Raw genomic sequence first — 24352 nt, 5'->3', positions numbered from 1 at the left:
TCGCCGCACTGTCACGAAGCCGCAGCGTCATTGGCATCGCCTTGAAACATTGCGGCAATAGATTGCCGTGATGCGTTTTCACAGTTCCGTCTCACGGCGGCCGGCGCGCCGCTCGGGCCTTGTCCTGGCGGCCATCGGGCAGCGTCTGGCCCTTGGCGCCATGCTGCTGGCCGCCTGCAGCGCCGCCCTGGCGCAAGGCGCGCCGGCGGTCACCCGCGTGCCGCAGGCCGAGCTGCCGGTGGCCGCGACCGCAGCAGTGCCCCCGGCCCACCCGCCGGCGGTGCCCGGCAACGCCGCAGCGGGCCCTTTGGCCCTGCCGCCGCAGCCCGTTGCCGATGGGCCGCGGCCCGGTGCGGCCGCCGTGCCCGATGCACTGCGGCGGGCTGCCGAGCCGCTGCCCGAGCCCAGCGAGTTCGAGCGCCATGTGCGCGAGGCCAACGCGGGGCGCGAGGTGCCGCGCCTGGGCGCGCACCTGCAGCGCGGCACGCCCGAGCTGGGCCATCTTGAAACCCCGGCCCGTGTGCCGCCGCACTATGTGATGCAGGTGGGCGACGAGCTGTCGATCGCGCTGTGGGGCAGTGTGGATGCGCAATGGCTGCTGCGCATCGACCGCGCCGGCCGCGTCACGCTGCCGCGCGTGGGGCCGGTGGCGGTGGCTGGTGCGCCGGCCAGCGAGCTCGAGCCCTTGCTGCGCAAGCGCCTGGGCCAGGTGTTCAAGGCCTTCGAGCTGTCGGCCGCGGTGACCCAGGTGTCGCCGGTGCGGGTGCACCTCAGCGGCTTTGTGCAGCGGCCGGGCGATCTGGTGGTGCCCGGGCTCAGCACGCTGTCAGCGGCCCTGGCGCTGGCGCGCGGGCCGGCGCCCGGCGGCAGCTACCGCCGCATCCAGCTGCTGCGCGAGGGCCAGCCGGCCAGGGACTTCGATCTCTACGATCTGCTGCGTGACGGCAGTCGCCGGCACGATGTGCTGCTGCAGCCGGGCGATGTGATCCATGTGCAGGCCGCCGGGCCGCAGATGGCGGTGCTGGGCAGCGTGCAGCGCGCGGCGGTGTTCGAGTTCAAGCCCGGTGAGACGGTGGCCGATGCGCTGGCGCTGGCCGGCGGATTTTCGTCGGTGGCCGATCGCGACACGCTGCTGATCGAGCGTTTGTCGCGCCGCAGCCAGCAGGGTGCGCTGGCCTTGAGCCTGCCGGCCGAGGCCGCCACGCGCCTGGAGGACGGCGATGTGCTGCGTGCCCGCTCGCGCGTGTCCGCCGGCGTGCCCAGCCAGCTGCGCAACAAGCGCGTGCTGGTCGAGGGCGAGGTGCTGTCGCCGGGCGAGTATCTGCTGCCGCCCGGTGCCACATTGGCCGATGCCGTGCAGGCGGCCGGCGGCGCCACGCCCATCGCCTTCGTGTTCGGCACCAGCCTGCGGCGTGAAAGCGTGCGCGCGCTGCAGGCCCAGAACTACGAGCGGGCGCTGCGCGAGCTCGAGCTGGGCCTGGCCCGCCATGCCAGTGGCCGGGTGGGTGAAGACAAGGCGGCCGATCCCGACGCCTCGGTGCGCCAGACGCTGGCGCGTCTGCGTCTGCTGCGGCCCGAGGGCCGCGTGCTGCTCGACACCCGCCCCGAGTCGCGCAGCCTGCCCGACATCGCGCTGGAAGACGGCGACCAGATCAGCCTGCCGGCGGCCAACCAGAGCGTGGGCGTGTTCGGCAGTGTCTACAGCAGTGGCAGCTTTCAGCATGCAGGCGGGCGAACCCTGGGCCACTACCTCGAGCGTGCCGGCGGTGCCACCACCGGCGCCGACCACCGTGCCACCTTCGTGGTGCGGGCCAATGGCAGTGTGCAGAGTGCCGCCCAGGGTGGTGCGTGGTGGTCACGCGGCAGCGCCTTCGAGGCCCAGCCGGCGCTGCCGGGCGACACGGTGTTCGTGCCCGAAGACCTGTTCCGCGGCAGCTGGGTGCAAAGCGCCAAGGACTGGACGCAGATCCTCTACCAGCTGGGCGTGGGCCTGGCCGCTTTGGGCACCATCCGATGAGCGCCGATCTGCCAGCGCTGCGCCCAGCCACGGGCGCCGAGGCGGCCGTGCCGTCCGCCAGCGGCGAGCTGCCGCACCTGGGCTGGCTGGAGCTGGCGCTGCCGCTGTGGCATCGCCGCTGGCGCTTGCTGATCGCCACCGTGCTGGGGGGCGCCATCGGCTTCGGCCTGGCCGCGAACATGATGGTGCGGTTCACGGGCCAGGCCAGCTTCGTGGTGCAGCCCGCGCTGCGGCCGGGCGGCCAGGCGGTGGCCGGTGCGCTGCCCGCGCTGGCTGGCCTGGTGGGGGCCGGCGGCGGCGGCGGCCAGGCCGACCTGCATGTGGCCATCCTGCGCAGCCAGGCGCTGAACGACCGCATCATCGACCGCTTTGACCTGCAGCGCATCTGGGGCCGTGCCACGCGCATCGAGATCCGCCAGCGCCTCGCGCAGCGTGTGGTCTTCAGCATCGGCCGGCGCGAGGGCGTGGTGCAGGTGCAGGTGCAGGACGAACAGGCCAACCGCGCGGCGGCCATGGCCAACGAGTATGTCAACGAGCTGCGCCAGACCCTGCGCCGCTTTGCACAGGACGAGGCGCGCCAGCGCCGCCAGTTCTTCGACGCCCAGTTGCAGGCCGCACGGCAGGCCCTGGATGGGGCGCAAAAGCGCCTGCAGGCGGGCGGCTTCGACCGCGCGGCGCTGCGCAGCGAACCGCGTGCCGCGGCCGAGAGCTATGGCCGGCTGCAGGCCGAGGTCAGCGCAGCCGAGCTGCGCCTGACCGCGATGCGGCGCGTGCGCACCGAGGGCAGTGCCGAGGTGCAGCAGCTGATCACCGAGCTGGCCGCGCTGAAGTCGCAACTGGGCGCCCTGGAGCTGCCGCGCGACGACGGACGCGGCGAGTATGTGAGCCGCGTGCGCGAGTACCGCTACGCCGAGGCGCTGGCCGAGAACCTGGCCCGCCAGGCCGAGGCGGCGCGTGTTGACGAGGCGTCCGAACCCCTGCCGCTGCAGGTGCTGGATGCCGCGACCACGCCCGAGCTGCCGAGCAGCCCGCGCGTGCTGCGCTGGCTGATGGCCGGCGCGCTGGCCGGCCTGGGCAGCCAGGCGGCCTGGGTGTTGCTGAGGTACCGGCGTGCGCTGCGCCGCAACGACCCGGCCTACCAGCAGCGGCTGGCGCAGATTCGCGCCGTGCTGGGATGAGCCGGCGCTTGAAAGGTTCGCTGCGGCTGCGGCTGCGGCTGATGCGGCTGATGCGGCTGATGCGGCAGGTGCGGCAGGTGCGCCCATGCCGGCGCTGAGCCGTGACGGCATCGGCCTGGTGGCCGCCAATGCCGTGGCCCTGATGGCCGGCGCAGGCGCTTCGCTGGCCTATGCCCGCTGGCTGGAGCCTGCGTCGTTTGCCCATTGGGCCATGGCGCTGGCGGCCGGCCGTTGCGCTTTGCTGCTGCTCGATGGCGGCCTGAAGACGGTGCTGGTGCGCCAGCCGCAGGACCCCGACACGCAGACCTGGCGCACGCTGGAGCGCGGCTGCGCCGCGGCCGCGCTGGGCCTCACGGTGGTGCTGGCCGCGGCCCTGGCGGGCCTGGCCGCAGCGGGCGTGATTGCCACCACGGCGGCGGCGCTGCTGGTGATCTATCCGGCCGCCTACCTGCTCAGCTATCCGGCCCTGCTGCCGGCGCTGGCGCGGCTGGAGCGCAGTGGCCGCTTCGGCGCGCTGGGCCGCGTGGAGGGCATCACCGCGCTGGTGGAACTGGTGCTGCCGGCGTTGCTGATGGCCTGCGGCCTGGCCTGGTGGCTGAGCTTCTGCGTGGCCGCCGTGCTGGCGCGCAGCTGGCGTACCTGGCAGACCCGTGCCGTCGAGCGGGCGATCGGGCCGCTGCCGGCGCAGGCGCAGGCGCAGGCGCAGGCACCCGTGGCCGTGCCGTCTGCCGGCGAGGCCCGGCGCCTGCTGCGCGCAGGCCTGGCGCAGCAGGCCGTGTTTGCGCTGGCCATGCTGCGCGACCTGACCCATGTCTGGCTGCTGGGGCCCTGGTTCGGCAAGGCCTGGGTGGGCCAGTATGCGTTGGCCCATTCGGCCAGCGCGCTGGTGTGCCAGCCGCTGGTGCTGGGTGCCACGCGCATGCTGCTGCCCGAGCTGCGCACACTGGCGCCGGCGCAGCGCCGCCAGCGCGTGATGCAGCAGATCAGCGGGCTGTGCATGGCCAGCCTGCCACCGATGCTGCTGCTGCCGTTGGCCCTGGCCAGTGCCGACGCCTGGCTGGGGGCCGGCAAGTGGGCCGACGCCCGCGCGCTGCTGCCCTGGCTGGGGCTGCGCCTGGTGGGCGGCGTGGTGGCCACCGTGCTGGGCACCTGGCTGTGCGTGCAGGCGGCGCCGTGGGCCGCCACCCGGGCCCATGCACGCTGGACGCTGGTGGAGATCGTCGGTGCACTGGCCGGCCTGGCGCTGGGCGGCCCGCCCGGCCTGGCCATGGCCTCGGCCGTCAGCGTCTGGTTCGCGGCCTGGGATTTTTGCGGCGTGCTGGCCGCACCCGGCCAGCGCCTGGGCCTGCTGCGCGAGGCCGCGGCCTGCGCGCTGGGCCGGCCGTCGCTGCTGGTGGCCGGCGCAGGCCTGTGGCTGCTGCAGCGCTGGCCGCAGCCCTGGCCGTGGCTGCCACTGTTGCCGCTGCTGGCCTGGTTGGCGGAGGCGCGCGTGCGCCAGGCCCTGCGCCGCCTGGCACTGCGCCTTGTGGCAGGCCGCGCCGGGCCGCCCCTTGCGGCCACGCTGCCCGGGCAAGGCGCGCACCGGAGCGCCCGATGAGCGCACAGCTGCTGGTCATCCTGCTGGTCTATCACCCGGCCTACAGCCGCACGGCGCTGCTGCGCCTGCAGCGGCTGGTGCAGGCCGTGGCACCGCAGGCGCCCTGGCTGGTGGTGAGCAACAACCCGCACTGGCGCGCCGAACACGATCTGCCGATGACCCTGCTGCCGGGCGACAACCGCCTGCGCGAGTTCTCGGGCTGGCAGCGCGGTCTCGACCATGCGCGCCAGCACGGCCTGCTGGACGGCCGCTCGCTGGTGCTGTTTGCCAACGACAGCTTCTGCGTGCACAACCGCTTTGGCGGGTTCACGGCCAGCGCCTTCGAGCGCGGTCTGCGTGAGGCCCTGGCGCGGCAGGACACCGACGCGCTGATCGGCGAGGCCTACGGCCTGGGCCGGCCCTTCCGCCTGGACGGCCTGACGGCCGAGCGCTGGGTGTCGACCCACCTGTTCGGCATGGGCACGGCGCTGCTGCAGCGGCTGGGCAGCCTGTGCCCGCAGGGCGTGCCGCAACGCTACCTTGCGGCAGCGGCCACGCCGCAGGGCCTGCCCGGCCTGACGCCGCTGGTGGGCGCCGAGCTGGCCGCGCACATCGGCCAATGGCTGGACGGCAGCGGCCGCCAGCGCTGGCCGGGCCGGCCGCGCGGTGCGGCGCTGACGCCGGCGCAATGGCGTGCCAAGGCGGGCTCGATCCTGCTGGAAAAAAGCCTGGCGGTGCGCGCCGTCCACGCGGGTGGGCACATCGTCGACGTGCTGGACCGACCAGGCAGCCGCTGGCTGCGGCGCGCCGAATGGCTGCACTGGCATGGGCAACGGCTCAGCGGCCGGCTGCCCCGCCGCGAGATGCCGGCTCCGGAGGCCCGCCATGGCGCGGCTTGAGCGCGACTGGGCCTTCGTGCCCTCGCCGCCCGCCGCACGGCGGCGTTTGCGCGTGGCCGCCGGCTGGCTGCTCGACAGCCGCCGCATGCCGCGCCACGCCGCGCTGGCACCGGCCTGGCGCTCGGCGCACGGCTGGATCGCCTATGTGCTGTACCTGCCCGATGGCCGGCTGCAGCCGGCGCACCATTTCACGCTGCAGCGCCTGCGCGCCCTGAACCGGCCGATCTGCGCCATGGCGTCGGCGCCCTCGCCCACCGTGCTCGACCCGGCGCTGGGCATGCAAGTGGATGCGCTGTACTGGAAGGCCCTGCCGGGTTACGACTTCTCGGCCTACCGGCTGCTGCTGGGCGAACTGCACCGCCACAGTCCCGACTCACCGGTGCTGCTGCTCAACGATTCGGTGTGGGGGCCGTTCGGCGATCTGGCGGCGCTGCTGCGCGACCAGCCCTGGGACGTGACCGGCCTGACCGCCAGCGCGCGGGTGGAGAACCATCTGCAGAGCTATTGCCTGAGCTTTCGTGCGCTGGGCGGCGAGGTGATGCAGGCGCTGGACGGGCTGTTTCCGGCCGGGCGCTGCATGCGTTCGCGCATCGAGGTCATCCTGGGGCAGGAGACGCGCTGGTCGCGCCGGCTGGCCCAGCAGCTGAGCGTGGGCAGCCGCTGGTTTCTGGCCGATCCGCAGGGCGACCCCACGCTGGATGCGCCCTTCGAGCTGCTGGCCCAGGGCATGCCGTTCATCAAACGCTCGCTGCGCGGCCGTTACGCCGATCGGCACAGCAGCCAGGCGGTGTGCGAGGCGCTGGCCCGCCACGGCCATCCGCTGCCGGTCTGAGAGGGCGCGCACCATGCCCGGTTTCGTGTGCGCCATGCCGGCCGATGGCCACCCCGGCGCCGCGGCGGCCCGCCACTGCCATGCCGGCGTGCTGTGGCTGGCCATGGCATTGATCGTGCTGCTGCAGTTCGGGCCCCTGATCGGTCTGGTGGGCTACCGTCTGAGCGAGAACCCGCTGTGGCCGCTGAGCGCCGTGCTGCGCGATGTGCTGGTGGCCGCGCTGGTGCTGCTGGCCTTGCACGCGCTGTGCAGTGCACCGGTGCACCGGCGGTGGCCGGCCAGTCTGCGCTGGGCGGCGCTGCTGGTGGTGGGCGTGGGCCTGGCCTCGCTGAGCTCGGATTCGGGGCTGTTCACGCTGGCGCTGAACCTGCGCCGCCTGGCCCTGGTGCCGCTGCTGTTCCTGGCCGTCAGCCTGCTGCCCTGGTCGCGCCAGCAACTGGCGCAGCTGATGGCCCTGCTGGTGGCCAGCAGCGTGTTGGTGGCCCTGCTGGGCCTGGTGGACCGCCTGGGCGGCGACGGCCTGTGGACCGAGTGGCTGCGCATCGAAGCCTTTACCGCAGCCAACGGGCTCGACCGCTACGGCAAGATCCCGTTCGACCAGAACGGCCGATACCACAGCTGGGATCTGGAGCCCGTGCTCGGCGGGCCGGTGCGCCGGGCCCTGTCGAGCTACCTCGAGCCCACCACGCTGGCCGCCGGCATGGCCGCTGCGCTGGCCTTGCTGCTGGCACGCCAGGCGCGCGGCCACCGCCAGCCCTGGGCGCTGGCCCTGGTGCTGGCCTGCGGCCTGCTCACCGTGTCGAAGGGCTTTGTGCTGTACCTGCTGCTGCTGCTGGCCTGGCGCGTGCTGGGCGTGCCGGCGCCGCAGCATGTGCTGCAGCTGAGCCTGGGGGCGGTGCTGGTGGCGCTGGCGGTGGTGGCGCGCGGGCTCAGCGAAGGCGCGTTTTCGCACCTGGGCGGCGTGGCCACGGCACTGGCGCACCTGGCCGATGGCCACTGGCTGGGCGAAGGCGTGGGCGAGGTCGGCAACTACGCCAACAACACCGAAGAGGTGGGGGCCGAAAGCGGCCTGGGCAATGCCATTGCACAGATCGGCGTGGTGGCCTTCCTGCCGCTGTTGTGGCTGCACGCGCTGGCGCGGCAGACCCTGGATCAGGCCCGGCGCAGCGGCGACGCGGGCGGCCCGTGGCTGGCCTCGTGGGCGCTGTTCTGGACGGCCAGCTATGTGTTCTCGGCCTCCAGCCAGGGCGTGGGCGGCAATGCGCTGGGCTTTCTGGCGCTGGCGCTGTACCTGCATCCGGCGGCCAGCGCAGAGCGCCCATGAACCTGGTGGTGCTGACGCTCAAGCTGTTCGACCAGCCGCGCAACGGTGGCGAGCTGTGCACCGCGCGTCTGCTGCGCGGCCTGGAGCAGGCCGGCCACACGCTCACCGTGATCGGCCTGGGCCCGGCACCGGTGCCGCCACCCGGCAGCCGCACGCGCTACTGCTCGGTCGGCCCGTGGACTCCGGCCTTTGCCGACCTGCCGCCGGCCCAGCGCCTGGCCCTGCCGCTGCGCGCCTGGGCCGCGGGGCGGCCGGTGACCTTGCAGCGCCTGCTGGGTGTGGACAGCGCTCGCCAGGTGCAGCGCCTGCTGCTGGACGCGCTGCCGCACATGGATGGCCTGGTGGTGAACCACCTGCAGGCGCTGGCCTGGGCCCAGCCGCTGCTGCACCGGCTGCCGGCGCCGATGGTGGTGATGCACAACCTCGAGGCCGAGGGCTTTCGCGAGCGGGCCCGGTGCCTGGCCGGAGCGGGGCTGCGCGCGCGTGCCAGCCGCTGGCTGCTGGCGCGCGAGGCGCGGCTGCTGCAGCGGCTGGAAGACCTGGCACTGCAGCACGCCAGCGTGATCGGCTGCCTCAGCGCTGCCGATGCCCGGCAGCTGCAGGCCTGGGCCGCGCAGCAGCCGCGGGCGGTGGCCGTGGCCGAACTGCCGGGCTACCCGCTGCCGCAGGCCGGCGGCCCGGCGGCGGCAGCGCCCGACTGCGGCGCCACGACGGCAGATGCCGCCAGCCGCGCCAGCGCCGCAGGCGCCGCGCCGCAGGAGCTGTCGGCCCCCGCGCTGCGTGAGTGCCTGCAGGCCCTGCCCGCAGGCACGCGGCGCATCGGCGTGCTGGGCACCTGGACCTGGGAGCCCAACATGGCCGGCCTGCAATGGCTGCTCGACGAGGTGCTGCCGCTGCTGCCGCCGCATTGCCAGCTGATCCTGGCCGGCAGCGGCCTTGAGCGGCTGCCGGCGCGGCCGCGCACCACGGTGCTGGGCCGCATTGCCGAGGTGGCCAGCTTCTACGAGGCGGTGGATCTGGTGGCCATTGCGTCGGTGCGTGGCTCGGGCGTGCACGAGAAGGCCATCGAAGCCATCGGGCAGGGCGTGCCGGTGGTGGCCAGCCGCCACGGCCTGCGCGGCCTGCTGGCTGAGCTGCCGCATTGCATGCCGGTGGCCGATCTGTCGGCGCAGGGGCCGCTGGGCGGCCTGCCACCGCAGGTGCAGCTCGCCGACACCGCCACCGATTTCGCCCTGGCCTGCGCGGCGCCGGTCGCGGCGCGCGATCGGGCCGCTGCCCGGGCCTGGGCCGCTGCACGCCAGCGGGCCTATCAGCAGGTGCTGCAGCGCTGCCTGGGCCTGGCGCTGCGCGCGCCGGGCATGAACCTTCATCCGCATCACATCGAGGTTGTCTCGTGATCTCCGCTCGCCCGGCCTGCCGTTTGCCGATCATCCCGCCATCCGGGGCTGCGCATGCTGTTCAAGCGCATTGAGGGCGCCGGTGGCAAGCTGCTGCTCACCTGCTCGACCGGGGGGCATCTGGCCGAGCTGCTGCGCCTGGAAGGCCACGTCGGCCGCCATGCCGACAGCCTGTGGGTGACCTTCGACACGCCGCAAAGCCGCCACCTGCTGGCCGGCCGGCGCGTGCAGTTCATTCCGTACATCGGGCCGCGTGACCTGCGCGGCACCATCGCCTCGGCGCGGGCCTTCCACCACATCCTCAAGCGCGAGCGTTTCGACGGCGCGCTGAGCACCGGTGCCGCCGTGGCGGTGGCCGGCTTGTCGGTGGCAGCCGCCCATGGCCTGCCGGCCAGCTATGTGGAGAGCTTCGGCCGCGTGCTCGGCCCGTCGCTCACCGGCCGGCTGCTGGCCAGGGTGCCGGGCGTGGCCCTGCTCACCCAGCATGCCGACTGGGCGCGCGGGCACTGGCGTGCCTGCGACAGCATCCTCGCCGGCTTTCGGCGGGTGGACGCGCCGCAGGCCAGGCCCATCGAGCGGGTGTTCGTCACGCTGGGCACGATGCAGGGCTACCGCTTCGATTCGGTGGTGGATGCGCTGCTGAAATCGCGCTACGTCAATGAGCGCACGGTCTGGCAACTGGGCCACACCCAGCGGCGCGACCGCCTGCCCGGCCGGGTGCACGACATCCTGACGCCCGACCGCTTCTGCGAGGCCGTGCGCGGGGCCGACGTGGTGATCTCGCATGCCGGCGTGGGCACCCTGGTGGAGCTGCTGAACATGGGCGTGTACCCGGTGCAGGCGGTGCGCCGTGCCGAGCGCCGGGAGCATGTCGACAACCACCAGTGCGAGCTGGGCGATCTGGTCAACCGCATCGGCATCGGCATCGCGGTGGACGGGCCGGCCGTGAGCGACAGCGTGATCGAGGAAGCGGCACGCTGGCGCATGGTGGACTGCGTTGGTGCAGGCGCCCAGGCCGAATGCGCCGCGCCGCGCGAGCGCCGCGCCGAGCCGGCCCGCGCGCGCGAAGCGGCGGGCCGACCGCGCTGGGCCGATGCCGATCTGCGCGCAGCGCCTGTGCATCCAGCCCGGCGGCCGTGATGCGTTGCGGCAGGTGGTAACCGTTTATACGGTATAAATGGTTTTTCGGCACCCGCCGGCCGTGATCTCGGTTTTGGTGGTGAGTGCCGGCGCAGTTTGCTGGAGACCTGCCATGACCGCCACCGACACCCTTGTTGTTTCTGCCGATGCGACCGGCGCTGCGCCGCAGACCCGGGCAGACACGGCTGCCGCGCCTGTGAAGGCCGAGAAAGCGGCCAAGGCCGCCAAGGCTGCCAAGGCCGTCAAGCCGGTGAAGCCCGTGAAGCCCGTGAAGCCCGTGAAGGCGCTGAAGCCCGCCAAGCCGGCGCCGACCCCTGCTGCCAAGGCGGTGAAGGCCGCGGCAAAGCCGTCGGCCGACGTGGCCGTGGCCGCGCCGAAGCCGGGCACCCAAGCGGCGGCCAAGTCCGCCGCCAAGCCGGCCGCCAAATCCGCCGCCAAATCCGCCGCCAAGGGGGCAGCCCAGGTGACAACCAAGGCAGCGAAGCCTGTGAAGGTCCCCAAGCCACCCAAGGCCACCCAGCCGGCGGTGCGTGCCGCCAAGAAGCCTGCGGCCGGGGCCGCGCCGGTGGCCGCCGCTGCCCCGCTGGTGGCCGACAAGGCCGCTGCCGGCAAGCCGCTGCGCGCCAAGGAGGCCCCGAAGGAAAAGCTGGTGCGCGACAGCTTCACGATGCCGCACGCCGACTTTGCGCTGATCGGCCAGCTCAAGGACCGCGCGCTGGCCTTCCAGCGCCCGGCCAAGAAGAGCGAACTGCTGCGCGCCGGTCTGCACGCGCTGTCGTCGCTGGGTGACGACGCCCTGCGCGCGCTGCTCGGGCAGCTGCCCACGCTGAAGACCGGGCGTCCGCGCAAGGCCGGCTGAGCCAGCAGCCGGCCCAGCCGCACGCCAGCGCTACAAGGCCCGCAGGGCCAAGCCCGCCTCCACCCGTGCCGGCTGCAGCCGCGCCAGCTCGGTCAGCAGCCGGCGTGCGGCCTCGGGGTCGTGCCGGGCCAGGGCCTGGGCCATGCCCAGCAGCGGTTCGTAGGCGGGGCGGAAGTCGGGGCTCAGGCGCAGGGCGTCGAGCAGCGGCGCCTGCACCTGGGCCAGCATCAGGCGCACATCGGCGCTGGGCTGCACGGCCTGGCCGGCGGCCACATAGCGGTTGCGGGCGGCCTGGTAGGCGGCCAGGCGCGGGCCCAGCGCGCTGGCGTCGGCCGGGGTCAGCAGCTCGCTGGCGGCCAGGCCCAGCTGCGGCAGCAGGGCCAGCAGGCGGGCCTCGGGCGTGGACACGGGCGCATAGGTGATGCGCGGTGCGCGCCAGGCCACCACCGGGCGGTCGTCGGTGTTCGGAACGGCGTCACCGGCCAGCCGGGCCAGGGCCTGCGGGCCGGCCACAAAGCTGCCCAGCAGCGCCCACTCATCGTGCAGGCCAAAGGCCGCCGGAGGCCGCGGCAGGCCGGCGGCGCCCTGCAGGCGGGCGCGCAGCCGGGCCACATCCAGCCGCGCGGCATCGTCGGCATGGCCCACCAGGCCCAGCACCGGCGTGCGCAGGCTCAGGCTGGCCAGCAGGGCGCTGCCGCCGGGATACACCGCACGGAACGCGGCCACGATGCTGCGCAGCGTCTCGTGGTCCATCTGGTGCAGCGGCAGCCACTGGCAGAACAGGCCGCCCGCGGCCAGGCGCGCGCGCACGGCGCGAAAGTGCTCCACCGTGTACAGCGCCGCCGAGCCGCTGCGCGCCGGGTGGTAGTTGTCGGCCACGATCACGTCATGGCGCCGGGGCGTGGCCAGCACATGGCGCCGCGCGTCGGCGGCCAGCGGCTGCAGGCGCCCGGCGGTGCGGGGGTCGGCCCAGGCCGGGTGGAAGTGCCGCGCCGCGGCAATCACCTCGGGCAGCAGTTCCACCACCTCCACCTGCAGCGCCGGGTCCTGCAGCGCGGCCGAGGCGGTGAGGCCGGTGCCCAGGCCCAGCATCAGCACCTGGCGCGGCGCCGGGTGCAGCAGCAGCGGCAGCAGGGCCTGGCGGCCATCCACTTGCAGCGAGCTGCTGCTGCCCTCTTGCTGGCGGTTGTTGATGCGCAGCCGGGCCACGCCCTGCGCGTCCTGCACCACGCTCACGGCGGCCAGCACGCCTTCGCGGTAGTCCAGCAGCTGGCTGCCCGCGGGGCGGTCGACAAACACCAGCGGCGGCGCGGCCAGCGCCAGCAGTGCCGCCGGGGTGGCCACCAGCCAGGGGCCGGGGCGCAGCCAGGCCTGGGGCGAGGCCAGCAGCAGGTAGCCGGCGGCCAGCAGCAGCAGCGTGGCCTTGGCGCCCACGGCCGGCAGCAGCAGCACGCCCACCACGGCCGGCGCCAGTGCCGCGCCCAGCGTATTGGCCGCCAGTGCCTGGCCCAGGCCCAGGCCGCTGGCCTGGGCCCGCGCCGCCAGCTGGCTGAACAGGGCCCCCATCACCAGCGTGGGCGGGCCAAAGGCGGCCAGTGCCAGCCAGGCCTCGGTGGCCAGGGCCGGCAGCAGGCCGGGGCCAAGGGCGGCGTTCAGCGCCGCCAGCGCGGCGGCCTGCCAAGGCTCGGCGGCCCACAGGCTGCCGCCGCCCAGCAGGCAGGCCGCCGCCAGCGCCAGCAGCAGGCGGTTGCCCAGCGCATGGGCGTCGGGCCGCGGCGCGCCCCAGCGCGCCCAGGCGGCCGCGCCCAGCGCGCTGCCCACCAGGTAGACGGCCAGCAGCAGCGCAAAGGTGTAGACGGTGTTTTCGGCCACCTGGCTGAGCACGCGCACCACCGCCACCTCGAGGCCGATGCCCAGCAGGCCGGTGGCGGCCAGCAGGCCCAGCAGGCGGCGGCGCGTGGCGGGCTGGGTGGGCCGGGCGGACACGGCGGCCGGCGGCATGCCGGTGCCGGCAGGGCTGGCCGGGTGGGGCGAGGCGTCGCCCGCGCTGCTCGGACTGCCCGCACTGCCGGCACTACCCACACTGCCCGCCTGCCGCCAGCCCAGCCAGGCAGCGCCTGCGCAGGCGGCATTGAGCGCGGCGCACACCCCGGTGGTGGTGGCCAGGCCCAGCTCGGGCAGCAGCCAGAAGGCGCAGGCCAGCACGCCCAGCACCGCCCCGGCGGTGTTGGCGGCGTACAGCGCGGCGATCGACGGGCCGTCTGCCGCAGCACCCAGCTGCGCCGTCACGCGCGCCATCGCCGGCAGCGTGGCGCCCATGGCCGCGGTGGCCGGCAGCAACAGCACGAAGCTGCCGCCGAAGGCCACCGCCCAGTGCCAGGCCGGCGCCGGCTGCACGCCGGTGAGGGCCAGCGCGGTGGCGCCCCACAGCGGCATCAGCGCCAGCAGCAGCAGGCCCCAGGCGGCGATCAGGGCCTCGCAGGCGGCATACCAGCGTGCCGGCCGGGCGCTGCGGGCGATGCGCGCGCCCAGCGCGCCGGCGCCCAGCGCCAGGCCGCCGAAGAAGGCCGCCAGCACGGCCAGCACGGCGGCCGATTCATGGCCCAGCCAGGGCGCGCTCTGCTGGGTCCACAGCAGCTGCCAGCCCAGGCCGGCAAAGCCCGAGGCGGCCATCAGCGCCGTGGCGCCCAGGCCATGGCGCCGAGGGCGCAGCGCCGGGCCGGGTGCGCCGGCCTGTGGCAGGCCCATCAGCCCGAGAACCCGACCGTGTAGCCCCAGGAGTCCAGCCGGGTGGGGATGGCGTTCATCGCCAGCGTGAGCCGGCGCTCGCCCTGGTTGGGCGGCACGGCATGCATCAGGTAGCTGGGAAACAGGATCAGGTCGCCCGGCGCGGGGGCCGGGCTGACCCACTTGTCGGCGTTGTAGGGGCCCATGCGAACGCCGGCATGGTCGTTCTTGAACGCGAAGTCGTGCCCGCCGGGCGACTTCATGAACACCGTCTGCGAGTCGGGGTGCGTGGGCGTCAGGTACACCACGCCCGAGATGAAGCTGTTGGCATGGTTGTGCATGGCCTGGCGGCCGCCGGCGTCGAGCACGTTGACCCACATCTCCTTGAGCGCCCAGCCCAGGCGCTCGCCGAACATCAGCTCGCCAAACTCCACCAGCCGGGGCTTGATCAGCGCCGCGGTGTCGACCAGCAGCGGGCTCTCGCTGGGCTTGAGCAGGCGGGTGTGCGAGAGCTGGCCGGAGCTGCTGTTGTGGTTGACCGCCTCCTGGCTGAAATGGGCGATCAGGCCGGCCACCAGATCGAGCGGCAGGGCGCCGCGCGCGCGCAGCACGGGCGTGGGGAAGAGGTCGAAGACCTCGCTGCTGGGCATGGTGCGCTGCTCCTGGTTCTGCGGCCGGATTCTGGGCGGGTGCGGGTGCGGGTGCGGGCTCAGGCCAGGATCGCGGCCACGCGCGACCACGACCAGTAGGCGGCCAGGCTGCCGATGGCATACAGCAGCACGCCGCGCGCCCGGGCCGCGCGCGGCCACAGTGCGGCCAGGTGCGGCAGCAGGCGCGAGACGGCATAGGCCAGCGCCACGGTGATCAGCTGGCCGATCTCGACGCCCACGTTGAAGCTCAGCAGCGCTGCCGGCAGGTGCTGCTCGGGCAGGCCGATCTCCTTCAGCGCGCCGGCAAAGCCCAGGCCGTGCACCAGGCCGAAGATGAAGGCCACCAGCGCCGGCCAGCGCCGGGTGAGCGTGTCGCGGTGGTGCAGCGCCTCAGTTCCGCCGGGCCGCCCCAAGGAACTGAGCGCCCCCCCGGGGGGCAGGCGCGAAGCGACACGGGGGCATGCTTCAGCCGCCACCAGCACGATGGACAGCGCGATGGTGGCCTCCACCGGCGGCGGGCGCAGGGTCAGCCAACCCAGCGCGCTGCTGGCCAGCGTGAGGCTGTGGGCGGCGGTGAAGGCGGTGATGGTCCACACCAGCCGGCGCTCGAAGCCCACCAGCAGCAGCAGCGTGACCACGAACAGCAGGTGGTCCACGCCCGACAGGATGTGCTCGATGCCCAGCATGGTGTAGGCGTGGGCGATCTCGGCCAGGCCGCGCGGGTCGTTGGCCGAGCCGAACAGCTGCACCGAGCGCTGGGCCTTGGTGAGCGTGTACACGCGCAGGCCGCCGTCCAGCCAGTGCAGCTTGACCAGCACCGCCGAGTAGCCCTCGCCCACGCCGCCGATGCCCAGGCGGCCGCGCATGCGCCCGCCGGGGCAGTCGAGCTGGCCGGGGCCGGCGGTGCAGCCCTCGGGCCATTGCAGCTGCAGCTCGTCGTTGCCGCTGCGCATGCCGGCCGTCCATTGCCAGACGAAGCGGCCCGGCGCCACCTCCTGCACATGCAGCTCGGCCATGCTCATCTCGTGGGCCTGCAGCGGCGGGCTGCCCAGCAGGGCCAGCAGCAGGGCCAGCGCCGGCAGCAGCCAGCGCAATGCGCGCGCGTGCATCGGCAGCGCGCTCACTGGGTCGGCTCCGCGCGGGTGCCGGATGCGGCCTGGGCGGCGGCTGGCGCCACCTCGCGGTGGCGCACGCTGTACTTCATGGCCATGGCCTTGACGGCGGCGGCGCGCTGCTCGGCCATCACCGCATCGGTCCAGTCCTGCACCACGGTCTCGCGCAGCGGCTCGAACTCGGCCTTGCGGGCCGGGCTGCTGCCTTCCAGCCGCATCACGCGCCACAGCTCGCCATGGCGCACGGCGCGCCACTCGCCCGGCGGCTGGGCGGTCAGAGCGGTGGTGAAGGCCTCGCCATAACTCTGCAGCAGGTTGGCCTGCGGCCGGCCCTTGAACACGCGCAGGCCGGCCTGCACCTCGCCGCCACCCTGGCTGCCGAGCTGGCTGGCCAGCGCGCGTGCCTGGGCCTCGGTGGGCTGGGCCTCGGGCAGCACCGCTTCGCTGAAGTCGAAGCGCGCCGGTTCGTCGTACTTGACGCGGTTTTTCTCGAACCAGGCGCGCAGCACCTCATCGCTGAGCGGCGGCGCCTTCAGGCCGGCGTTGATCGACGACAGGGCCTTGAAGATCACGCGGTCGCGGATGGCCTGGTCGCCCTGGTCCATCTGCATGGCCATGCCTTCGCGGTAGAGCACCTCGTTGTCCAGCCACACGCGGCGCAGCGCATACAGCTCGTCGGCATTGGGTTCGCGGCCGCGTGCGTCGCGAAACACGCGCCGGGCCTCGTCATCCACCACGGCGTCGAAGGTGATCACGCGCGGATCGAGGCGGTCGCGGTTGACCCAGGCGTCGAGCGCAAACACCAGGGCGCCGATCAGCAGGAAGTGCAGCAGCGGCTCGCGCAGCCAGGCGCTGCCGCGGCGCGACGGCGCAGTCGTGTTCGTGTTCGTGTTCGTGGACGCCGGGCTGGTGGGCTTGGCAACGGTGCGGGTCGAAGACATCGGGGCAGGTGCGCCGGTGCGGGCCGGCGCATCAGGAAAGAAGACAGAACGACAAAGCCGGGCAGCTGCCCGGCGGTGTGGCTGGCGGCGCCACCGCCCCAGCAAGGGGCCGTGGCGCCGCGTGCGGCGGCGCTGCGCGCTGGATCAGCGCACGCCGGCCACCAGGGTGGCGCCGGTCACCTCGACGAAGATCGGGTTGCTGTAGAACCACAGGTCCGACCAGGCCGCCACGTCAAAGCCCACCATGCGCTGGCCGTTGACCACCGGCAGGTGGTTGGGGCAGGCGTCGATGCCCGAGCCCGAGAACAGCGCGCCGTTGTCCGGCACATTGCTGCCGCCGGTGGTGGTGCAGGGGATGCGCAGCATGGCGTTCTCGGCAAACTCGATCGCGCTGCTGTTCTTGAACTGGATGGAACCGGTGTTGGTCCACAGGTCCGACAGCGGGTTGCCCGCGGCGTCGGTCTCGTAGGGCACGGCCGGCGGCAGGTTGGTGCCGCGCAGGCGCAGGTACTGCGAGGCCTGCACCGCGCTCAGGCGGAAGGTCATGGCCTTGAACTCCGGCTTGCCGGCCACCGCCACCCAGTTGGCCTTGCTGAAGCTCTGGATCACCGCGGCCGAGGTGTTCTTGGCCGCCGCCGGCACGGTGGCCAGCGAGCGCAGCTGCTGCGGGTTGGCGCGGTCCACCCAGTCGTCGGGCCAGGCGCCGGCGTAGTCGCTGGCGGTCGGGCTCTTGTAGCCGGTGACCAGGCCGCGGATCACGTCCACATGGTGCAGCTCGGGCTTGTCCAGCGGCTGGTTGATGCCGACCTGCAGCAGCGAGGGGTTGGGGAAGCTGTACGGGCTGTGGCTCTTGCCGGCCGGGTCACGCACCACGATCGACACCACCACCTCGCCACCGGCGCGCAGCTTCAGCTTCTCGCCCATGGTGGCGCAGCCGCTCACGTCGAGGTCGGTGTTGTTCACCGCGGCGTTCACGGCCAGGGCCTCCACCTGCGCGTTGCTGCGCTTGGCGACACCGCTGTACGAGGCGCAGGCCACAAAGGCCAGGCGGTCGATCAGCTGGCCGCTGTCGACCCAGTTGTTGCCGCTGCGCAGGCCGTCCACCACCATCTGCGGCGCCACGCGGGCGCTGCCGCCGTTGCGCACCAGGGTGTAGTTGCGCTGGTACTCGCCGGGCCAGAAGTCGTTGTCGGAGCGGCGGTCGTCCACGCTGAAGGCGCCGCGGCTGTGCCAGTCGCTGCTGGCAAAGAACCACCAGTTGCGGCCTTCGCCCAGCAGGGCGTCCCACACGCCGCCCACCTGCGCGGCATACACGCCGGTGCCGCCAAAGGTGGTGCCGCCCACCGAGTCGAAGCGCACATTGCCGATGGCGTTGCGGCGCAGGTTGTACTCGCCGCGGCGGTCGCTGGCGCCGTGGCCGGGCTGGCTCTCGAAGCCGAAGGCCACGCGCGGGCCGGCGTTGTTGAAGTTGCGCAGGTGCTCGACGTTGAAGCCGTTGTTGCCCGCGGGGTTGAACGGGCCCGCACGCTCCAGGTGGGCCGGCACGTAGTAGCTGGTCTCGCCGTGGTGGGCGGCCATCCACTTGACGCCGTCCACCGTCTTCAGGTGGCCCTGCTCGCCCTGGGTGCTGCCGGCGGGCACCAGCTTGCGCGCGCTGTCGTTCCAGTAGCTCACGCTGCTGTTCAGGCCGCCGGGCACGGTGCAGTCCCAGTTGTTGCCCACACCGCTGGTGGTGGTGGTGTTGCCGCGGCTGGTGTCGCTGTTGCCGCGGTCAAAGCAGTACTGCCACATGGCCAGGGCGTTGGCATTGCCGCTGGCGGTGTAGCCGGGCGTGGTGGGCAGGGGCTTGGTGAAGGCCGCGGCCGGCAGCTGGCCGGTCAGCACCGACATCGAGGTGTGCTCGTGGCCGGTCACCACCGATTCGACACCGGCAAAGATCGGCTGATTGCGCTGCACCGCCAGGTACTCGAGCAGCGGGTACTGATACTCCTGGATGGCCTGCCAGCGCCACATCTGCTTGTTGGGGCTGCTGCCCGAGGCCAGGCCCTTGGGGCTGATGGCCGGGCTGGTGCTCTCCCAGGTGGTCTGCGGGCCCTGGCCGGTGAACGGATAGGCCGGCGTGGCCAGCGAGGCGTCCTCGGGCAGGGTGCAGTTGCGGTTGCCGGTGCCGCCGTGGCCGGCCTGCACGAACCAGTCCAGGCCCCAGGGCGTGTCGGCCGTGCGGTCCATCGACTTCTTCACCATCTTCTGCATCGACACGGCGCCGTCAGAGCAGGTGCTGTGGTTGTGGAAGTCGCCGGCCAGGTACTTGCCCGCCACCTTGGGCGTGCTGCCCGACTGCGAGTGCGCCACACCGATCACGGTGCTGCCCATGGCCGCGATCGCCGCGATGGCGATGTGGCGCTTGTGGAACTGGAAGGTCATCGAAACTGCTCCTGGTGAATGCGGGTCGGCGGCGGCCGATGTGGCCGGCGAGACGGCGCCGCCGACGGCTGGGCCCGGCTGGCCGTGAAGAATCGAGGCGATGCTAGAAAGCGGTGGTGTCCGTGTCGTGACGATTCGACACAGCGTTGCTGTCTGGCGTGGCGTGGCGTGGCGTGGCGGTTGGGGCGGTGGTTGGGGCGGCGGCTCAGCGAAACCGCAGCACCGGAAAATCCACCGTGAGCTGCGCGAGCAGGGTGCCGCCATGCTCGAACTCGAGCGTCAGCGGATAGGTGCGGCCCACTCCCAGCGGGCCGCGCAGGCCGGTCAGGCGCAGCCAGGTGCCGCGCTCGTGCAGCCAGGTCTCCTGGCCCTCGGGGATCTCGAAGTCAACGGTCGGCCGTGCCAGCGCGCCGGCCACATCGGCACCGCGGGCCACCGGCGTGCTCGCGCCCACCAGGCGGTCGCTGCGGATCACCTCGTCGAACTTCATGCACACCACGGCCTCGGTGCTGCCGGGCTCGGTGGCGTGGCAGTACGGGTGCGTCACGCGCAGCGTCTCGGCCTGGAACTCGCAGGCGCGTGCCAAGGGCGGCAGCAGCGCGGCCCCCAGGCCCAGCGCGCTGCGCTGCAAGAGCATGCGGCGGCGGATCAACATGCACACATGCTGCCGGCCCGACATGGCAGAACGATGAATCGCGCCGCCGCAGGCGCCTGACCCATCGCGGCCCGGGCGGCTGCGTGACAGAACGATGAAACACGGCCCACGCAAGTGCGGGGGCTCGGCAGCGCAAAGGGTGCCGAACTGTCACGGAACGGAGATAGAGCGGTGGCGGGCGGCTGCCTAGACTGCGGCTCAACCCCTGTTTGCGCCCGCACCGCTGCGTGCAAGGCGCCCACCCGCACCCCGGAGTACCCCATGGCCTTTGCCCGTTCGCTGATTGCCGCCGCCGCGCTGGCTGCCGCCGCGCCTGCCTTCGCCGTTCAATCGGTGACCACCACGCTGAGCTTCGATGAGCCCGCGCTGCAGGGCTACGGCGTGGCCGTGGGCCATGCCTACGAAGCCGAGGGCGTGCTGTTCTCCGACTCGGCCCTGGTGATCTCCAACGACGCCGCCGGCACCTACTACACCAACGCGCCCAGCATGGCCGGCGTGATGGTGGTCGACACCTTCTCCGAAGCCTCGACCACCCTCAGCGCCACCAGCGGCCGCGCCTTCGTCGAGCAGGTCTCGTTCTGGTATTCGTCCACCGTGGATCTGATGCCCGCGGTCAGCGTGTTCAGCAGCAGCGGTCAGCGCCTGGCCGGCGTGGGCGCGGTGGCCAACGTCATCGACGCGGGCTGCAGCGACAGCGCCGCCTGCGCCTGGAACAAGGTGACCATCAGCTTCACCGGCCAGGCCCAGAGCATCGTGTTCAACGGCGGCGCCGGCGCCGTGGCATTCGACAACATCACCGTCAGCAGCGTGCCCGAGCCCGAAAGCTATGCCCTGATGCTGGCCGGTCTGGTGGGCGTGGGCTTCCTGGCCAGCCGCCGCCGCGCCTGAGACTGCGCCCCCTGGCCGCGCCGGCCCAGGCGCGCCGGGGTGTTGACCGAACGGCCGCCTTGTCAGGCGGCCGTTGGCATGGGCGGCAGGCCCCACTGCTGCGGCTGAAACTCGCGCAGGCTGCCCAGGATGGCGGTGGCCTGCGGGTACAGGCCGCGGTCCATGGCCGCATCGGGCACGGCGATGGCGCGCAGCCCCGCGGCCACTGCCGAGAGCACGCCATTGGGTGAATCCTCGAAGGCCAGCGTGCGCGCCGGCACGGCGCCGATGCGTTGCGCCGCCACGGCAAACAGGTCGGGTGCCGGCTTGGCCGCATGCACCTCGGGATCGTCGGGCGTGACGATGGCATCGAACAGCGCAAACCAGTCGGCGTGCGGGCGCGACTTCAAATCCACATAGTGCTGGCGCGAGCTGGTGGCCACGGCGATCGGCACACCCTGCGCCGACAGGTGCCGCACCAGCTCGGCCGCGCCGGGCATCGGCTGCACCTGCGCGAACAGCCGCTGCAGCATCGGCTCGCGCTCGTCCAGAAACTGCTGCGGCGTGATCGGCAGCGCCAGCCGCTCGACGATCAGCTGCGCAAACGGCAGTGCACCCAGGCCCAGCGAGTGCTGCTTGAGCTGCCAATCAAAGGTCTTGCCAAAGCGCTCGGCAATCGCCTGGGTGCTGCGGGTGTAGAGGCCCTCGGTGTCGAGCAGCAGGCCGTCCATGTCGAAGATGACGGCGGTGATGGGCAGGGTGTGCGGGGCCGGGAGCGCGGCGTCGGTCATGGCGTGGCGGGATGGGCGGGGTGGGCGGGCTGGGTCGATCAGGCGCGCATTGTCGGCGTGGCTGCGGCTGTGGCTGTGGCTGTGGCTGGGCTCGCGCCGCGCCGCGCCGCGCGCGATACCACAGCCTGTATCGGCCTGCACCGGGCGAGGCCATGACCGGGCTGCGCACAATCGGTGCCATCGATGTCTGACGCCCGCACCAGGCCCCTTGCTCATGAAACTGCTCGACACCCTGAACTGGCGCTACGCCACCAAGAAGATGGACCCCAGCCGCGCCGTGCCGCAGGCGCAGGTGGATGCCATCGTCGAGGCGGCGCGCCTGGCGCCCACCTCGAGCGGGCTGCAGCCCTTCGAGGTGATCGTGGTCACCAGCCCCGAGGTCCGTGCCCGCATCCGCGAGATCGCCTGGAACCAGGCGCAGGTGACCGAGGGCTCGCACCTGCTGGTGTTTGCGGCCTGGGACGACTACACCACCGAGCGCATCAACCACATGTTCGACTACACCAACGAGGTGCGTGGCTTTCGCAACGAGGGCTGGGAGAACTACCGCCAGATGCTGCTGAAGAACTACCCGCCGCGGGGTGCCGAGGTCAACTTCCAGCACGCTGCGCGCCAGACCTACATCGCCCTGGGCGTGGCCATGCTGGCGGCGGCCGAGCAGGGGGTGGACAGCACGCCGATGGAAGGCTTCGACCCGGCCAAGCTCGACGAGATCCTGGGCCTGCGCGCGCGCGGTCTGCGCAGCGTCACGGTGCTGCCGCTGGGCTATCGCCAGGAAGAAGGCGACTGGCTGGTCAATCTGCCCAAGGTGCGGCGCCCGCTTGAGCAGTTCGTGTCGGAAGTGAAGTGACCCATAAGCCAGACTGAGGCTGGCCCCTCCGCCCGGGCAACGGGCCCGGCCCGCCCGGGCCAATGGCCTGGTGGGTCGCTGATTTATCAGGGTTAGCACCAGGTTTTGGCGGCCATCGGGTGCCACGCAGCGGGTGGGCGCGGCACCGCAGCGGCTGGGGCATGTCCGCTCGCGGTCGGCCGGGTGTGCAGCCAAGATGACCGGGCCAGCGACGCACCGTCGCGCCCCCGCCTTGCCGCCATGACCACCCACACCCCGCCCCAGTTTGCCCAACACGAGCGTCACCTGCTGCTGAGCGAGCGCGGCATCGGCCAGCTGGTGGTGCAGCGGCTTGAATCGGCCGGCATCCACTCGCTCGAGCAGCTGCGCCGCGAAGGCGTGGAGCGCACCGTGCGTCACATCGGCGCGGTGCTGGGCAGCGCCAGCTGGTGCAATCGCCAGCGCGCATTGGAACGCGCGCTGCTGCGCGCGGTGGCCGCCCCGGCCGCTGCACGCTGAGCGCCGACGGCGCGGCCACGCGGTCACGCGGCACGCGGTGGTGCGGTGGCGCGGGCCGCCACGTCCGGCGGCTTGCCGGCTTGTCTACCTGACCTGCTTGACGCATGGCGGGGCCCGGCGTGGCGTGGCGTGAAGCCCACGCTATGCTGGCGCCCCCGCGGCCTGCCGCGCCCTGACCACCGCCCGCCCTTCACCCCCCCCATGCGCAACGTCACCCTGCGCGGCCTTCGCATCTTCGAGGCGGCCACCACCACCGGCAGCTTCCTGAAGGCGGCCGAGCTGATGAACATCACCCAGAGCGCGGTGTCGCAGAACATCCGCCAGCTCGAGGACGAGATCGGCAGCCGCCTGTTCGACACCCAGGCGCGACCGATCCGCCTGACCGACACCGGCGCCGAGCTGCTGCGCCACACGCGGGTGATCCTGGCGCAGTTCAGCGTGGCCGAGGACGCGCTGTCGACCGTGCATGGCCAGCACCGCGGCCAGGTGCATGTGGGCGTGGTGTCGCCGGCGCAGTACTTCATGCCGCGCTTGCTGGCCGACTTCCGGCGCCTGCACCCCGACCTGCGCATCAAGCTCAGCCAGGGCCGGCGTGACCAGCTGCTGGCCCTGCTGGCCGAGCGCCAGGTCGACCTGCTGGTGGGCGGCTACCCGCCGGCCGAGGCCGAGGTGCAGGCCGACGTGTTTGCTCGCAACCCGCACGCCATCATCGCCGCGCCCGACCACCATCTGGCCCGGCAGCGCGACATCCCCTGGCCGCTGCTGGCCGGCGACACCTTCATCATGCGCGAGGCCGGCTCGGCCACGCGGGCCTTTCTGGAGCACCTGCTGCAGATGCAGCGCCTGCAGGTGCGGGCCGACATCGAGCTGCAGGGCCCCGAGGCGATCAAGGCCGCGGTGATGGCCGGCATGGGCATCAGCTTTGCCTCGGCCCACACCTTCCAGAGCGAACTGGCCGCCAGCCGGCTGGTGGTGCTGGACGTGCAGGGCATGCCCAAGCAGCTGGACTGGTGCGTGCTCACCCGCCGCGACACGCCCCTGACGGCCACGCAGAACCTGCTGCGCGAGCATGTGCTGGCGCATGGCGCCGGGGCGGCGGCCTGCACGCTGTGAACCAGGCCCCGCGTGCGCCAGGCGCGCTGTGCCGCCCCGCCCCACCCCACCCCACATCGGTCAGTGGGTGACCTCGATCGCGTGGGTGCCGGGCAGCTGCATCGGCTGACCGTCAAACACCACACCCAGGCGCCAGGTCAGTGGTGCCTGCGGGCCAGGCCCCTGGCTGGGGGCGCGCAGTTGGAAGTGCAGCGCCAGGCGATCGCCCTCGCGGCTTGTACCTGCCGGTGCGACTGGTGAACCCAGCGCAACACCCTGCTGCATCAACTGCAGCGACCAGTCGCGGTATCGCCCGCCGACCTGCGCGCCATCGCCCCAGGCACCAGCCAGCACGCGGATCTCAAAGGCCGCACCGGCCTGAACAGAACCTGGCGCGTACTGATGCAGCGCGCCCGCGCCGGCCAGGCCGCTTGCCCACCACCTGAACACCAGGCCCAGTGCCACGACCAGCGCCGCGCCAAGCAGCGTGGCCAGCAGCAGGCGCCGGCGTGAGGGCAAGCCC

21 protein-coding genes are annotated in these 24352 nt (G+C 73.0%); 13 read left to right on the top strand and 8 right to left on the bottom strand.

From position 1 onward, the window contains the following. Positions 1-160 precede the first annotated feature (160 nt). The 9 genes from N4G63_RS27385 to N4G63_RS27345 all read left to right on the top strand — a co-directional run bounded on the left by N4G63_RS27385 (position 161) and on the right by N4G63_RS27345 (position 11222). The gene (locus N4G63_RS27385; protein WP_260790997.1) at positions 161-2017 is read left to right on the top strand and encodes an SLBB domain-containing protein; all 1857 of its coding nucleotides are present in this window, start codon (positions 161-163) and stop codon (positions 2015-2017) included. Then, complete coding sequence (locus tag N4G63_RS27380) at positions 2014-3195, top strand: GumC domain-containing protein (RefSeq protein ID WP_260790995.1); 1182 nt, start codon at positions 2014-2016, stop codon at positions 3193-3195. The genes N4G63_RS27385 and N4G63_RS27380 overlap by 4 nt, the downstream gene beginning before the upstream one ends. An 85-nt stretch (positions 3196-3280) precedes the next feature. Continuing rightward, complete coding sequence (locus N4G63_RS27375; protein ID WP_314600474.1) at positions 3281-4792, top strand: hypothetical protein; 1512 nt, start codon at positions 3281-3283, stop codon at positions 4790-4792. Next, entirely contained in the window at positions 4789-5670 is an 882-nt protein-coding gene (locus tag N4G63_RS27370; protein ID WP_314600473.1) for a hypothetical protein, read from the top strand. Before N4G63_RS27375 ends, N4G63_RS27370 begins: the two co-directional genes overlap by 4 nt. Next, positions 5657-6502, top strand: coding sequence for a hypothetical protein (locus tag N4G63_RS27365; RefSeq protein ID WP_314600472.1), 846 nt, complete (start codon positions 5657-5659; stop codon positions 6500-6502). Before N4G63_RS27370 ends, N4G63_RS27365 begins: the two co-directional genes overlap by 14 nt. A gap of 13 nt (positions 6503-6515) precedes the next feature. Continuing rightward, the gene (locus tag N4G63_RS27360; protein WP_314600471.1) at positions 6516-7826 is read left to right on the top strand and encodes a hypothetical protein; all 1311 of its coding nucleotides are present in this window, start codon (positions 6516-6518) and stop codon (positions 7824-7826) included. After that, positions 7823-9223, top strand: a complete 1401-nt coding sequence (locus N4G63_RS27355) for a glycosyltransferase (RefSeq protein ID WP_260790987.1) — start codon at positions 7823-7825, stop codon at positions 9221-9223. The genes N4G63_RS27360 and N4G63_RS27355 overlap by 4 nt, the downstream gene beginning before the upstream one ends. Positions 9224-9277: 54 nt before the next feature. Continuing rightward, complete coding sequence (locus N4G63_RS27350) at positions 9278-10363, top strand: glycosyltransferase (protein ID WP_314600470.1); 1086 nt, start codon at positions 9278-9280, stop codon at positions 10361-10363. 112 nt (positions 10364-10475) lie between these two features. Then, positions 10476-11222 (top strand): hypothetical protein, encoded by a 747-nt coding sequence (locus N4G63_RS27345; RefSeq protein WP_260790983.1) that lies wholly within the window; start codon positions 10476-10478, stop codon positions 11220-11222. A gap of 30 nt (positions 11223-11252) precedes the next feature. On the opposite strand, the gene N4G63_RS27340 is transcribed toward N4G63_RS27345, so the two are convergent. The 6 genes from N4G63_RS27340 to N4G63_RS27315 form a co-directional block, all read right to left on the bottom strand. Then, positions 11253-13970 (bottom strand): fused MFS/spermidine synthase, encoded by a 2718-nt coding sequence (locus N4G63_RS27340; RefSeq protein ID WP_314600469.1) that lies wholly within the window; start codon positions 13968-13970, stop codon positions 11253-11255. Continuing rightward, positions 13970-14599 (bottom strand): putative 2OG-Fe(II) oxygenase, encoded by a 630-nt coding sequence (locus N4G63_RS27335; protein ID WP_260790977.1) that lies wholly within the window; start codon positions 14597-14599, stop codon positions 13970-13972. Before N4G63_RS27335 ends, N4G63_RS27340 begins: the two co-directional genes overlap by 1 nt. A 59-nt stretch (positions 14600-14658) precedes the next feature. After that, entirely contained in the window at positions 14659-15723 is a 1065-nt protein-coding gene (locus N4G63_RS27330) for a HupE/UreJ family protein (protein ID WP_314600468.1), read from the bottom strand. Further along, positions 15720-16652, bottom strand: coding sequence for a peptidylprolyl isomerase (locus N4G63_RS27325; RefSeq protein WP_314600467.1), 933 nt, complete (start codon positions 16650-16652; stop codon positions 15720-15722). Before N4G63_RS27325 ends, N4G63_RS27330 begins: the two co-directional genes overlap by 4 nt. A 144-nt stretch (positions 16653-16796) precedes the next feature. After that, the gene (locus N4G63_RS27320) at positions 16797-19076 is read right to left on the bottom strand and encodes a hypothetical protein (RefSeq protein WP_314600466.1); all 2280 of its coding nucleotides are present in this window, start codon (positions 19074-19076) and stop codon (positions 16797-16799) included. Between the two features lie 205 nt (positions 19077-19281). Further along, on the bottom strand, positions 19282-19731 hold the full coding sequence (locus N4G63_RS27315) for a copper chaperone PCu(A)C (RefSeq protein WP_260791311.1): 450 nt from the start codon (positions 19729-19731) through the stop codon (positions 19282-19284). A 261-nt stretch (positions 19732-19992) separates the two neighbouring features. Between N4G63_RS27315 and N4G63_RS27310 the strand changes: the two genes are divergently transcribed. Beyond that, positions 19993-20619: a PEP-CTERM sorting domain-containing protein gene (locus N4G63_RS27310; RefSeq protein ID WP_260791313.1), complete on the top strand. Its 627-nt coding sequence runs from the start codon at positions 19993-19995 to the stop codon at positions 20617-20619. Between the two features lie 62 nt (positions 20620-20681). Here the strand turns inward: N4G63_RS27310 and N4G63_RS27305 are convergent, their stop codons facing one another. Then, positions 20682-21389, bottom strand: a complete 708-nt coding sequence (locus N4G63_RS27305) for an HAD-IA family hydrolase (RefSeq protein ID WP_314600465.1) — start codon at positions 21387-21389, stop codon at positions 20682-20684. 214 nt (positions 21390-21603) lie between these two features. Here N4G63_RS27305 and N4G63_RS27300 point away from each other — a divergent pair, with 214 nt between their 5' ends. The 3 genes from N4G63_RS27300 to N4G63_RS27290 all read left to right on the top strand — a co-directional run bounded on the left by N4G63_RS27300 (position 21604) and on the right by N4G63_RS27290 (position 23850). Beyond that, positions 21604-22239, top strand: coding sequence for an NAD(P)H-dependent oxidoreductase (locus N4G63_RS27300; protein WP_314600464.1), 636 nt, complete (start codon positions 21604-21606; stop codon positions 22237-22239). A gap of 240 nt (positions 22240-22479) precedes the next feature. After that, positions 22480-22737 (top strand): hypothetical protein, encoded by a 258-nt coding sequence (locus N4G63_RS27295; protein ID WP_260791317.1) that lies wholly within the window; start codon positions 22480-22482, stop codon positions 22735-22737. A gap of 201 nt (positions 22738-22938) precedes the next feature. Then, on the top strand, positions 22939-23850 hold the full coding sequence (locus N4G63_RS27290) for a LysR family transcriptional regulator (protein ID WP_314600463.1): 912 nt from the start codon (positions 22939-22941) through the stop codon (positions 23848-23850). A gap of 60 nt (positions 23851-23910) precedes the next feature. Here N4G63_RS27290 and N4G63_RS27285 read toward each other — a convergent pair whose 3' ends face one another. Continuing rightward, positions 23911-24348 (bottom strand): ubiquitin family protein, encoded by a 438-nt coding sequence (locus tag N4G63_RS27285; protein ID WP_260791322.1) that lies wholly within the window; start codon positions 24346-24348, stop codon positions 23911-23913. Positions 24349-24352: the final 4 nt, after the last annotated feature.

It is taken from the genome of Aquabacterium sp. OR-4, from assembly GCF_025290835.2.
Classification (GTDB): Bacteria; Pseudomonadota; Gammaproteobacteria; order Burkholderiales; family Burkholderiaceae_C; genus Pseudaquabacterium.
Note: the sequence above shows the minus strand (reverse complement) of the source record. Positions and strands in the feature narration are given on the sequence as shown.